14 protein-coding genes are annotated in these 13487 nt (G+C 42.8%); all 14 read left to right on the top strand.

Annotated features, from left to right (window positions below):
* Positions 1-73 precede the first annotated feature (73 nt).
* Entirely contained in the window at positions 74-1261 is a 1188-nt protein-coding gene (locus tag AACV12_RS10775; protein ID WP_170900322.1) for a hypothetical protein, read from the top strand.
* A 124-nt stretch (positions 1262-1385) separates the two neighbouring features.
* Positions 1386-2855: a hypothetical protein gene (locus AACV12_RS10770; RefSeq protein WP_269146491.1), complete on the top strand. Its 1470-nt coding sequence runs from the start codon at positions 1386-1388 to the stop codon at positions 2853-2855.
* 15 nt (positions 2856-2870) lie between these two features.
* Positions 2871-3599 (top strand): hypothetical protein, encoded by a 729-nt coding sequence (locus tag AACV12_RS10765; protein WP_019281259.1) that lies wholly within the window; start codon positions 2871-2873, stop codon positions 3597-3599.
* A 39-nt stretch (positions 3600-3638) separates the two neighbouring features.
* Positions 3639-4190, top strand: a complete 552-nt coding sequence (locus AACV12_RS10760; protein ID WP_019281260.1) for a hypothetical protein — start codon at positions 3639-3641, stop codon at positions 4188-4190.
* Positions 4180-4593, top strand: a complete 414-nt coding sequence (locus tag AACV12_RS10755) for a hypothetical protein (RefSeq protein ID WP_017044447.1) — start codon at positions 4180-4182, stop codon at positions 4591-4593. Before AACV12_RS10760 ends, AACV12_RS10755 begins: the two co-directional genes overlap by 11 nt.
* Before the next feature lie 5 nt (positions 4594-4598).
* On the top strand, positions 4599-5174 hold the full coding sequence (locus tag AACV12_RS10750; RefSeq protein ID WP_094129941.1) for a hypothetical protein: 576 nt from the start codon (positions 4599-4601) through the stop codon (positions 5172-5174).
* Positions 5175-5471, top strand: coding sequence for a hypothetical protein (locus AACV12_RS10745; protein ID WP_017044449.1), 297 nt, complete (start codon positions 5175-5177; stop codon positions 5469-5471). It begins immediately after the preceding gene.
* Position 5472: 1 nt separating this feature from the next.
* On the top strand, positions 5473-7707 hold the full coding sequence (locus AACV12_RS10740; protein ID WP_249371339.1) for a hypothetical protein: 2235 nt from the start codon (positions 5473-5475) through the stop codon (positions 7705-7707).
* A 127-nt stretch (positions 7708-7834) separates the two neighbouring features.
* The gene (locus AACV12_RS10735) at positions 7835-8431 is read left to right on the top strand and encodes a hypothetical protein (RefSeq protein WP_170900321.1); all 597 of its coding nucleotides are present in this window, start codon (positions 7835-7837) and stop codon (positions 8429-8431) included.
* The gene (locus AACV12_RS10730; protein ID WP_094129950.1) at positions 8428-10317 is read left to right on the top strand and encodes an FHIPEP family type III secretion protein; all 1890 of its coding nucleotides are present in this window, start codon (positions 8428-8430) and stop codon (positions 10315-10317) included. The genes AACV12_RS10735 and AACV12_RS10730 overlap by 4 nt, the downstream gene beginning before the upstream one ends.
* Positions 10318-10328: 11 nt before the next feature.
* Positions 10329-11369 carry an EscU/YscU/HrcU family type III secretion system export apparatus switch protein gene (locus AACV12_RS10725; RefSeq protein ID WP_017047171.1) on the top strand — a complete coding sequence of 347 codons (1041 nt, stop codon included), beginning with the start codon at positions 10329-10331 and terminating at the stop codon, positions 11367-11369.
* Positions 11353-12111: an OmpA family protein gene (locus tag AACV12_RS10720; protein ID WP_170900320.1), complete on the top strand. Its 759-nt coding sequence runs from the start codon at positions 11353-11355 to the stop codon at positions 12109-12111. Before AACV12_RS10725 ends, AACV12_RS10720 begins: the two co-directional genes overlap by 17 nt.
* Positions 12101-12496, top strand: coding sequence for a hypothetical protein (locus tag AACV12_RS10715; RefSeq protein WP_019280818.1), 396 nt, complete (start codon positions 12101-12103; stop codon positions 12494-12496). Before AACV12_RS10720 ends, AACV12_RS10715 begins: the two co-directional genes overlap by 11 nt.
* Positions 12483-13487: a hypothetical protein gene (locus AACV12_RS10710; protein ID WP_094163745.1), complete on the top strand. Its 1005-nt coding sequence runs from the start codon at positions 12483-12485 to the stop codon at positions 13485-13487. Before AACV12_RS10715 ends, AACV12_RS10710 begins: the two co-directional genes overlap by 14 nt.

Below are 13487 nucleotides of genomic sequence, written 5' to 3'. Positions count from 1 at the left end.
TTTGATGTGTTTGCTTTATGTGAACATTTTTAATATCAAATAAGAAAAATGAAATGGAAAAATAGGAGCAGTCATGCAAGTTAATTTATTTAATAGACCACTTCAGTCGTTTAATGTTCAAGACCAACATGATGAAGCGCACAACATCTCATTAGAGAAAAACCTTAAGACTCTTGATAAAGCACAGGCTGAATTATCTAAAATTGACAAAAAAATTGCGTCATTAAATAAGCAATCGGCCAGCGTTGAAACGTTAGCGATGCTCGCAGCACAACAAAAGCAAGTCGTGTTGGCGATGTTACGTGGAAACCCAGAAATGGCCATCGCGGCACTATTGGCTCAAGGCATTGAAAAATATGGAGATCAATTAGCGGACATTCAAGCATGGACGAACGGTGGCGCTGCGATGTTTGATGCGGCTATGTCGGAGATGTTTGATAGCTTAGTCGCAAGTGGATCAACCGACGGCTATACACTGGAAGATTTATTCCAACTTGCAATTATGGATTTTATGTCTCATGAGTACCCATCTACATCGGTACTGGATTCGATTATGGGGCATTTCCTTGAGAGTACTGGATCCGGATCTCATGGTTACCACGAAGGCTGGGATGGGGATGGTTTCGCCAGGGAGTCCGATGCGTTGTTTGATCATTTATTAAATAATGCGCCAGCGGGTAGCTTGTGTCATGACATTCTGACCTACATGAATGGTACGTGTGGTGGGAAAAGCGCTTTAGCCAATCAGTTTCGAAATAATTTTGATAATGCGGGGGGCTTTGTTTGTGACAGTACTACCTACCCGTCAGGTATGGGGCTCTCCCCAATGTTACGGTTTGCGATAATGTCAGGTTATCTTGCTGCTAACCCTGATATTGACCAAGCTACGATTGAAATGTTTTTAACGATGCCGATTGTGGATTTGAATACTTTCATTAGTGATACGACGACATACTCTTCTGCAATAGAGTTTCTTTTTGATAATGATGGTTATCCTGGTAACGATGGTTCTGGTACTCCATTGGGTTGGCGCCCTGCTGGTCCTCAAAATAATCATGCAGTTATTGACTGGAATGGTAACGGCCTGTCCTTGCCGTATTTTGAAAATTTATACGCCACTTTCCCCGCTCGTGAGCTAACAAAAGAAGAATTAAAGGAAGTGAATCGCATTGGCGATCAGATCCAAATGCTGCAAGAAACCTTGAAATATTGGTTATCGATAATGCGTGATGAACAGTTAGCTGCGGCACGGAATATTTAAGCCTAAGAATCCAATAAAATAAAAGGGCATGCCACTGCCGGGGGACATGCCGCTCGTGCCACGAGAAATGTGTTGCTATCAAAGAGGACGCAAAATCCCGGCTAATAACATGAAGGGAAAACTCATGAGTACATTCATGAATACCATCTCAGCGCCGGTCTATGTCAGCGCAGTAGAAGATGAAAGCCAAGATGTTCAACGTCAACCTGCGCAACGTGCAGCAGTAAGTGATATGACGCCAAATCAACCACTTCCTGGTAGTGCAGTTTCACTTAACGCGTTATGGCGTTTGATTGAAGATGCAATGAAAGAAGTGGCCAATGCGACCTCAGGGACTGGTAAAGAGAACTCTGCGGCGAAAAAATCACTGATTGATGTGCAAAAAGAGTCGCAAATTAAGCAGCTTAAAGATCGTGAAAAGCAGATTGAAGACCAGAAAAAAGCGCAAGCGAAACAGAGTTTTTGGAGCAAATTCACGATGGCTTTGGGTTTCATTGCTGCGATTTTGATTGCACCGTTTAACCCTGTGATGGCGGCCATTATGATCGTTACTATGGTTGCGTCGATTGTCATTCCTAAAATTGCCGATGAAATCATGAAATCGGCAGGTGTTCCGCAGAATGTTCGAGATAAAGTCAAAATGGGGCTTGAAATCGGCATTGGCATCGTTGGTATGTTGGTCAGCTTTAACCCAGCGCAATTGGTTAAGAATGTGGCCAAAATGGCTGCGGATACGGCGATAAAAGCGGCGACGATGGTTGAGCGCACTGTTGTGGCTCTACGCAGTATGTTGGTGAATTTAAACCCAGCTAAATTAGCGGCAATGCTCGGTAAGTCTGCGGCTAGTAGCGCTTCGAAAGCGACTAAGTTGTTAGATACAGCGATTGATGCGCTTAAAGCTTTTAAAACAACCGCACTGACGGCGACTAAAGAGGCGCTATCTAAAGCGGCTGATAAGGTTGCTCAGGTTGTTGAGCATGCATTAAATGCGATTAAACAGATGAAAGCCACCTTGCTTAAAGCGTTAGACAGTGCGGTTGATAGTATTAAGTCAGCAGGTTCAGCACTGAAAGAACAGCTAACCAGCTTAAGCAAAGCTGTCGATAAAGTATCGGCGTCTATTGATGACTTACTCGCCAGTCTGAAGAGTTTAAGTCCTTCAAACTTGATGAATAAAATGTCGCAAATGGTCGATAAAATGTCTGATTTGCTCAATTCACTCAAAGCGATGCGCCCAAGTCAATTGGTGACTAAAGCCAAGCAAATGCTGGATGATGTCGCAGATGCACTCAAAGATTGGATGACGAACAGCGAGAAAGTCGCTCTGCGTACGACTCGTGTGAATCAGGCTGTTGAGGTGAGCTCAAATGTTACGTCTGTCGTGAGTATGGGTTATGGCATCAAATCTGCCGATATCAGAAAAGATATGGAGATTGCACAAGCAAAACAGGAAGCATTGGAGACTCAAATCCAACAGATCTTAATGATGCTTTCTCAAGCGATGCGTGCCGTCACTCACGCCTTTGAATCACTGTCTAAAACCAACAGCGATTTCCGTGAATTTAACGATAAAATGATTTCGACCCATATGTAATCTGGAGATAACTAAATGAGTTCTATTGTATTTAATACCCAACCTTCGGATATTACATTTGCTGAAAAATCACACGCTCGAAACGCAGTAGTGGTTAATGAAAAGCAGTGGAATAGTTACAGTGAGAAACTGGACAAAGTTGAAACAGGCTCAGTTTCAATGAGTGACCTTCTGGCTTTGCTTGCTCAAATCATTGAATCATCTCAACGTTTACGTGCCCAAATGATGCAAAATCGCATTACTGAAGCGGTGGCGACGAGTGATTTAGCGGTTAAGCTTTCGGGCGATAAATGCAGCGACGCACAGCGGAAATTCGGTATTACACTTGCCGCTTCCGTTGCGACGATGGCCATGTCTACGGCGGCAACAGTACGCATGGGTCAGAGCAAAACATTGAAAGATAAGCATGTTACGGATTTAACGAAAGGTAAAAATACCTCAGTGAGTTCATTGGATTCACGCTCGGTGAATAAGTTTACCGCTAATCTGCAAGAAGGCCGTACTGCCAAATACCGTTCTGTTTCACAAATGAGTGAAATGGCCAGCAGTATGGTAGGTAATGTCAATGAAATGCAACATGCCGATCAAGTTCGCAAGCAAGAGGAAACTCAAGCGAGCAAAGAGTTGAAAGAGAAATTTGACGCACAACTTGACCAGTATATTCAAGATTTAACCCAAGAAGCGGTGAAACTGAATGAGATCTTGGATTCAGTAGCCAAAGCAAGCTTGGTACACAACCGATAACCGGAGTAGGAGCGAGCTTCGGCTCGCTCTATTTTATCTATGCGTAGTGTGTCAATTTCTATTTTAGCGAAGACTGAACGGGTCTCAGATGTTTCTCCGACAAAGCAAACTCGTGAAGATAATCAGCCCAAGCGAGTAAGAGATGTAAAGCAAGCGGAAAAACGAACGAAGAAACATCCACGGTTGTTTCGCATTCGGCGTAAGTTGATGACGCCTCAACATCAACGCCAGTTTGCTAGGATGTTGAACAGTTATCAATTAAAAGCATTAAGAGATTGGCAAGGTTTTGCCGATACCATCACTGATATCAAATCACTCAATGATGCGCAGCACTTTATTTTGCAAGCCGCTCAACATTCAGAACACCTTTATCCTGCAGCTCTTCGTAACAAGATAAAACAATACCTCAATTCTTTGGGAGTTATGGCTGAGGAGATGGAAGCAGACAGTGGAACGTTGCAACAGTTAGTGGCTTATGAACATTATCTTGAAGGCCTACTTTCGTTGCTGGCATTGTGCAGGAAATACGATACACGAGAACGTAGCGGTCCGAAATTAGCGCGTAAAAAAGAACATGATGATGAAAAATAAGCAAACTCGCATGACCCATTGTCAATTAGAAAATAAGTCACTGGATCCCTACGAGATTTTGAAAAGTAAATCTCAACGTTTGAGTTGGAATCGCTTATCGGATGCCGAGATCTATCTCGATAAGAAAGCTGTGGTTTCTTGGTTTGAACGACTAAGAAATTATTCAGAAGGAACCGTTAAGGCCATTATTGTCGAAGGAATTCTAGAAAGTCAGTTCCACAACATTACTTTTATTCTGCGTCTTGTTCAGAGCCCGGATTTTAAAACGATGACCTCAAAAGAGAGTTATCAGTTGTTGTATGAGATGGTGTGCGAAATACCACAAGGTATCCGGGATTGGATCGACGAAAAAGATTATTTAATGAGCCGCGATGTACTTGCGCTCCTTTCACGAAATCGGTGACGAGTATGAAACAACAGACAACAGTAACGGTAGAAGCCCGTTATCAATTGACATCAGAACTTTGCAGACAAATCAACAACGTTGCAGGGCATCAATTTGATAATCAATCGATAACGCTTGATTTTATTGCCCCCCATTTTGCGCCTGATTTTGCCGAAGATTTGCTGGAGATTCGTGTTATGCACATCGGAATCGAAGCGAAAGGTTATGTTCGTGCCTCAGAAGCGGAACGCTTGATTGGCGTTGAAGTGAAGTATTTAGACAACGATTATCTCGCCTACTTAATGACGCAAACCGTAGCGTCGAAAGGTGTGCATTATCAAGGTTACCAGTCTTATCCGCATGAGTCGGGGATTGCTCCATTATTTGAATGCGTCCTAACCTGCGATGATTTGCAGGCCACGCTTTATTTGGATATTGCATCGTTGGATATTGATGATGATGGGCTTGAATTACAACCTATCCAGCTGTCGGAGGATCTGCGTTTGACGGTGAATTGGTCACCCTTTGAGACCTATCTTGATACTCAGGAGATCCTTGAGTTGTCTGATGAAGATTTAGTCTGGGTGTTTTCGAAATAAATGCCAGTGACACTCAACGAAATAGAGCAGTTTTTACTGCACATAGAACAGAATGAAGAGGTTGTATTTGAACAGTATACAAACTACTTACTTCTTCCTATCGTGCCTTTTTTTCAGTTGGTTCATGTACAGAATACGCAGCAGGTTATTAATGGCTTACTGTGTTTTGAGCCAGCATCAAATGGTTTTTTGATCCGGGTGGATGGTTATCTGACCTTAGCTTGTGAAGATCACAGCATAAGAGACGATGACCTTCGCCGCATCACTATTCAATTATTAGAGACAATGAGGTTTTAGTATGCCGCATCCAATTAGTCATATCAGTTCAGTATCACCAGCCCAATCTCTGCACTCTGCAACAGATTCTCCCGTTTCTTCGGCGAGCCCAGAGCCGTCTGCGCTTGGGAGTCAAGAGCCACACTTAGCGTCAAATCAGCCTCCACAGACTCCAGATAGTGCTTTACCTACCGCCTCAGTAATCGATGCAGAAGATCCTCCAGCAGAAGGATCGACAAGTTCTACCACTGACTCAGAAGCACAAGCGAATAAAAAGAAGACTCACAAAAAATCGAATCGATACGCTAATCAACCCAAAGCGAAAGCTCATATAAGCGCTTGTGCGGTTGGTGGTATTACCTTGGGTATTCTGGCAGGCCCGATAGGGCTAGTTTTTGCCGCCGCTTACATTAATGCTATGTGTGGAGCCATGTATGGTGGCTCAGAATATTTTACCGGGGATAAAGCTAAGCATCCAAAAACAGAGCCAGAACCACAGCCTGAAAATACCCCCCCTAGGCACAGGCCAAATCCTAACTCGGTACCATCTGAAGAAGGACGTAGGCCCGATGAGTCAGACACCGAACAGGGAAGGGAACATGTTGGTCAACCGAATGCAACCATTGGTAGTAATAACTTTATTTTTGCTCCGACTAATATTTTTGCTCCAACTACCATTACTTCTCCAACCACTACGGAAGGTAATGTTTATTTTTTCCGTGAAGATGATAAAAATCATAAATCGACCACCGAGCAGAAAACGTCATCTACCGCTTCTCAAACCAACAATAGTTCACAAGGTTTTTCAACTTCGGGAGTAAAAAAAGTAGTCGGGGTGAGCACGCTAAATCGTCAGCAGGCAACTGCGGATAAACCAGCGTCAGTCGCGGCTGGTGTTGAGGAATTTTTTGATAGTTTTGATGGTGATACCGCATTGCATGTTAGGTTTGATGATGGTGTAAATGCCTTTGTACACGCTCCTGAATCGATGACAAGTGATATATTGACTAGGCATTCTCATCTTTTAAATAGGCCATCGTCGACGGTTGTCACTACAGGTAAAGAGAACGATCAAACTGATGCTAAGGAAGTTCAACACCCTAAAACGTCTCAACACCATCGAGCGGATGGTTTTGATCAAATGCTGGATGCGCAAATAGCCCATTCACAGAATAGTGCGCGCCTAGTGGCTAATGAAGAAAAACCATCGATAGGTAAAGATGGCACTCATAGCTGGCAGCTACAGCAACAAGGAAGTTGGGAGTTAAAATCCATTGACTCAGTAAATGCTAAAACAGTTCAACAGCAGGGATTCGATAGAGCTGATGGTGCGCCAACTTCTTCAGGAAGTGCGTTCGAGAGGCTTGATATGGAGTTAAAGAAACGTAATCCTCAACCATTTGACACTTTGCCGATTACGCCGCAAGACATAACGGAAAATAGGCCATCGTCGACGGTTGTCACTACAGGTAAAGAGAACGATCAAACTGATACTAAGGAAGTTCAACACCCTAAAACGCCTCAACACCATCGAGCGGATGGTTTTGATCAAATGTTGGATGCGCAAATAACCCATTCACAGAATAGTGCGCGCCTAGTGGCTAATGAAGAAAAACCATCGATAGGTAAAAATGGCACTCATAGCTGGCAGCTACAGCAACAAGGAAGTTGGGAGTTAAAATCCATTGACTCAGTAAATGCTAAAACAGTTCAACAGCAGGGATTCGATAGAGCTGATGGTGTGCCAACTTCTTCAGGAAGTGCGTTCGAGAGGCTTGATATGGAGTTAAAGAAACGTAATCCTCAACCAATTGATACTTTGCCGATTACGCCGCAAAACATAACAGAAAAGTTGGAGGTTATGCGAGAGAGCTCCGAGAAGGTGATGAAGCTAGAGCGACAATATTCCAAGCCGCTAGCAACTAAGGAGTTAACAGTGGAGACTTCTTCAAACCAGTGGACTAAAGAGATCACCGAAAACGGCCAATCTCGCTGGGTTAAACCAAAACAATCTTCAGGTAATGATAAAGTTTTGCTCACGGGTGGTGCAGTCAGTGGCCTAGGCCAAAACTATACTCAGGGAATTCGTAACAATTTGAAACCACTTGATGAATTGAAAATGGCGCATTTTCAACAGTTAAAAAAAAATATAAAAAATAATAATGAAGCTACACGACAAAGCGTTTTCCATAGTGGAGGGTTGGTTGTGGCAGGCCAGTCAGTCAGTGAGCGGAATTTAATTCGGGCATCAAATTAAAGATATCAAGAAATCTCATTCTTATTTTTAGACCAAATCAGGCTTGTTCAGATTTGGTCTTTTTTTTTCTTTTGTGGTTAAGCGAGAGTCTAATTACATTACGCTCAATAATGAAGTGAGGTGCACATTGTATATTGAAATTGAACCTGCAGAAAAACGCATTCCGCAAATCAGCTTGAAACGTAATCGAGATTCTAATGTTATTAAAAAAGCAGAGTTGCGTATTTACCACGAAGCGCGTGCTTTGCTGATGGCAATGGAAGAACGAGTGTCCGAATACCAAGCGATTGTGGAGCAGCAAGTTGTACAAATGATCCAAGACAAGGAACAGTCTTTAAATTCTCACATCAATGAAGCTTCTCAATCGGTCATTGATGGTTGGTTTGTCCAACAAAAGCATTGGTTAGAGACGGCAGAAGAACGTTTGGAACATTTGTTGGCAGAACAGGAAGAAAGTTTGGCTCTGTTGAAAGATGAAATAAAGCATTCAATTATTTCGGCCATCCAATCACGTCTAACAAAACTAAGTCAAAGCGATAACTTAATTTGCCATCTAATTGAAGTGCTACATGGTGAAGTTGAGGATGAAATGAAGTCACTGAAGGTTGAGCAGGTTCGTGATAATCATGGTGTTACACTGACCATTGAAAACCAAGATAGCATCATTAGCATTAATACTGCTGAGTTGGTTAACGAGCTACACACTGGTTTGGGGCTGATATGATCCCGCTTCTTAAACGTTATCCAATACTGTTCAACCCGAGTAGTGTGATCATTACGCTGTTGCTGCCCACCATCATTTTGGTCACCTTGCCAGGCGTAGTGATTGATTCCCTTATTTTACTCAGCTTTATTAGCTCTATATTGCTGTTGGTCATCATGTTAGAAAACGATCAGCCTTTAAGAGTGACTTTTTTACCCACGGTCGTGTTGCTATTAACGACTTTCCGTTTATTGCTTTCAATTGCGACAACTCGAAACATTATTGCTAACGAAGACGTTGGCCATGTTATTGAAACTGTTGGTGAATTTGTTATGGGTGGCAACCTTATTTCAGGGTTGTTGATTTTCGTCATTATCACCATTGTTCAATTTTTAGTCGTCACGAAAGGGGGGGAGCGAGTTGCCGAAGTCGGTGCGCGCTTTTCACTGGATGCATTACCTGGTCGACAAATGACCATCGATGGCGACCTAAAAAGTGGCTTGATTAGTGGCGAACAGGCACAAAAACTGCGTGCCGATTTAAGTACGGAAAATAAGCTGTTTGGTTCTTTAGATGGGGCGATGAAATTTGTAAAAGGTGACTCGATAGCTGGAATTTTGATCAGTTTAGTCAACCTTTTTGGTGGGATTTACGTTGGTATCAACCAATTTGATCTCTCATTATCGGAAAGTGTCAGCCGCTTCTCTGTACTCACCATTGGTGATGGTCTGGTGTCTCAAATTCCAAGTTTACTATTGTCTTTAGCGTGTGGGGTTTATTTAACGAGGATCAAAGGTTCTGAAGAGGAATCTCGTCCTTTTATCGGCCAATTGATGACGCAAATTCGTTCATTTTGGAAAAGCTTGTTGATCATCGGTGTCGTGATCTTATTACTCGGCGTATTCAATTTGGATTTATTGCATGTCTGTCTTCCTTTGGCGTTATTGTGTGCAATTCTCTCCTTTGTTTTGCGTGGTAAGCATGATGCGCCTGCGGCATCGATTACTTTCGATCCGAAAGGCAGTGGTGTATTCGAATCTCTCAAATTCGTTTTGCGTGATAGCCAGTCGCAAATGGTCATCCAACGTCGGCTGGAGTTGATCGAGAGCTCGATTTGGGGTCAACACGTAGGGATTCCGGCTATCATCGTTGATGAAGCACAACAGTTTGATATTGAAGTGTTTGTTTCCGACATTCGTATGTTTGGTTTTACACAATCTGATGCGGACGATTTGGTGGAGATCATGAATGACGATGTCTTTGTGCGTAACCATGATGTGCTGGTGAATATCGCGCAGATAGCAGACTATTTTTTGCGTAAGCGTTTAGTTGAAAAATACAACTTACAGTACACCAGCAACATCATTGCTGATCTGTCTAATGAAAGTGAAGTCATGAAGAGTGAAGTTGACGCGGCCATTGGGTTAAATCGCGTCCATGATGTATTGAAAGAGATGATCCGAGCCCCAGAGTTTTATCTTGATCGTATCAGTTTTTTTGAGGCCTTGATCTATTGGTCACGAATGGAGAACGAGCCCAAAAACTGGCTGACTCGTATTCGCAGTCAAGCTAAATATGAAATCACTTCGCGTTTACTCAATAAAGAAAATCAGATCCACGTTGCACTTTTAGAGCAACCACTCACGGAATTGATCGAATCATTTGTGATGGGTGAAATGGAAGATGTAGACCGATTGCTTGAAGTGCAACAAGAGCTTCGTGCTGAAGTTCTTCGCTTAACTACATTAAATGGTAATAAGCCGATCCTTGTGGTGAACGATAATGAGATAACGGCAGTGAAGGCTTTCTTCCAACAAATTGTTTCAACCATGCCCGTCTGCAGTCATGGTGACATTGCCGATTCTGCTTGTGTTGCTTCATCTGAAGCTTTGCAAGTTGCGGCTTAAGAGAATCCCACATGGAATCGACAGAACCCAAAAAATATCCGCCCACGGAAAAGAAACTGCGTGATTTGAAAAAAAAAGGACAGTTTCCCAAAACAGAACTCGCAGAACCAACGTTGGAACTGGTCGCTTTCGCTCTGATATTCAGTGGGATGCTTTTTCTTATGTTTGAGCATAACGATGAATGGTTTGAAGTGATCCTCTACGCTGACACTCAAGTGGGTTTTCATCTGGTGGTGTCGGTTCTGAGTTTATGTATCGGCAGCATATTCATGATAAAGCTGGTCATGGCCGTGATTAACTGGGTACTGATTAATAGCACGGTGATCAGTACCGAGTCGCTTGGATTCAAAATTGAAAAGATCCATCCAGTGACCGGTTTCAAAAACATTTTTGGTATAGAAGCGCTTTCGCGCGCCTTACGAAAGGTGCTAGAGCTATTGTTTCTGCTCTTTCTGCTCAAGTATGTTTTCGATATTACTGGCGGTGAATTAAACATGCTTAAAGAGACCAATAACAGTAGTGATTTCCTCTATAAGCTAATGTTTTATATTGCTTTTGTTTCAATGCTCTATGTCGTTTACGGTGTGTGTGTAGGCTGCGTCGATTTTTTAGTGGAGCGTTATCACTTTCATAAGAAAAACCGAATGACCTTTACGGAAATGAAAAATGAAATGAAAGAAACCGAGGGGTCGCCAGAAATCAAGTCTGAACGGAAACGTAAAATGCGCGAGGTCATGGATGCACCAATGGTGAAAGGGCGTCGTCCAACCTTTGCTTTGGCAAACCCTACGCACATTTTGGTCCCAATCTGTTATGACCGAAATATAGATCGTGCCCCTGTTGTATTGCAGATTTGTACTGATTCATTAGCTCAAGAGGAGCGTAAGCGGTTGCAAGAGATGAATGTGCCGATTATTGAAAATAAACCGTTGGCTCGTGCGTTTTATCGCAAGATGAAAAATGGTGAGGATTTTATTCCGAAGGAGTTTTACCGCGACGTCGCTATTATTCTTTCCGCACTTAAAAGGCATCAGAATGCAAAAAAATCATAAGGTGAGTTTTATTTTGGCAGGCTTGCTTGCTCTCACAGCTTGTAGCAATCAAATACGTGATGACAACCTAGCGCTGGATTATGACTGGGAACCGGATGTGTATAACCTAGTTTACTCTCATGTCGCTGATGCCGATAACCTGCGTTTTTGGGTACGTCGTGCACCCGAATATGGTGAAGGCTCTCCCCACCAGCGCGGGTGCATTGAAATTGCCCAGCCTCAAAGCCCCAACCGTTTTTACATCGCTAACCTTAATACTTATGGGTTGATAGAAGTAAAGAACTGTGACGGCGATTATTTGGCATTTAGTAATTTGATCGCGCCCGAAAAGAGCCGAGCTTTTGATGTGTCTGCGTGGCAGCGTTCTTATGGCATTGTGGTTACAGAACTTGATGGTGCACATTGGTTACTGAAATTTGAAAACTTATTTGTTGTCAATCAATACCAATTAACTGTGCAAGGCCGTCACACTTTGCTTGCGATGCTCAGGGAACTACAAACTCTCCCGGTGGAGAGCCTTTTAGTGTATGGCGTTGCTGATTCATCGGGCTCATATGCAAAGAATCGGCAATTGTCCGATCAACGCTCGAGAGTGGTGCGCGAGTTTTTAATTGAAGAGGGGATGAGAAATATCCCTATTGATATTCGGGCAAGTGTTGAAAACGCCCTTCCAACAGCGCAAGAGCGAGTTGCTCAACGCCGTTTTATGATTGAGGTTAAGCTAAAAAACAATGAAAAATAGAAAATTCTCTTTATTAGTCAGTGAGTTTATTCAGTTCACTCAAGGTACGGCGATGAAAGTAGAGCTCGGTGACGCTTTAGCTTGCCACTATGGAAAGCGCTTGTGTCGAATTGAAGATGGCCAGCGCGTAGGTTTAGCTAATCAGTTGCTGATTTTGGTGGAAATGCCGGAATTGGCAACACAGCCTGAGTTGGCACTGCGTCTGAACGGTGAATTTCATCTTAGTCTTGATGGCTATTTGGCACAGCTTCGCCAAGGTGGTTTTCATTTCATCCGTCATCGGCCGATGACCGAATACCCGCAAGAGCTTGTACGTTATTTGAGTGAGAGTGTCACGTTTGCAGAACGGTTGAGTATAGAGATAAAACAACATGTGGCTGATTGAGTTTGTTGGGGGCCATTTACAAGGAGTAACACTGCCGCTTGATTCATCACTTGAAATAACAGGGAATAAAGAGAGCCAGCACCCTGACGCGTTAATTGCCCCTGAAAGTTTGCCAGCGGATATGACATTGTTGATTGAGCTCAAGGGGTCGGTTCCAATAATTAAAGGGTTCAATAAAAGTCATAAAGTGAAGCGGTTGATCGCCAATCGGGTATATCGTTTTAAGGGATTGAGTTTTTTTCTATATAAGGAAGGAGCGCGTAAGCCTTGTTTAAAGCGTTATCGTTTCAGAGAGTATCGTCCTTTAATTGTGTCTAGCCTGTTGCTCAATATTATAATGACGGCGCTTGTATTCTTGTTATTTCAAATGCAACAGCAAGCGTCAATCGTTGGTTATTTGCAACAGTTGGGATCGGGTTACCTCAAAGACGGAAAATTTTATGTTTTTGAAGAACAATCGCTAGTAGGTTTACCCAATAGCTGGCTTGAGAATATCAATATTGTGAGTTCAGATAATTATCTACAGGCCTCTCAACTGACTCTTGAATTAGTATCAGCATACTCAGGTCAACCTTTGGTTGGGAAATTAGTTCAACGTGAAGGACGAGATCAAATACGCGTTGAAACTAATGAAATAGATCATCAGGTTATGGCGTTATTTGGACAATATGGTCTTGAGTTCAAGAAACAAGGCGATGATTGGTTTGTGTCCAACCGAACCAGTGCGACTCGGCTTTTAAAAGAAGCGGGATTGAATCAGGTAATAAGCCGTGTGAAATCTCGTGAAGGTGAAGAGGAAATTATTGACGATCAAGCTTTTCCTTATTCCGTCTTTTATTCAACAACCGCAGGTCGTTACCTTTATGATGCACTTGACCGTTATTGGGAAGGTAGCGAGGTTCCATTGCTGGGAGTAATAGAAAGTATTAGTCCCAATAAAATAGTGTTCAAAGAGGGTTTAAAGACCCGAATATATTTAATTCAACCTTAG

This window comes from Vibrio sp. 2-2(8), from assembly GCF_963888495.1.
Taxonomy (GTDB): domain Bacteria; phylum Pseudomonadota; class Gammaproteobacteria; order Enterobacterales; family Vibrionaceae; genus Vibrio; species Vibrio anguillarum.
This window is presented reverse-complemented; position numbering and strand designations above follow the sequence as displayed.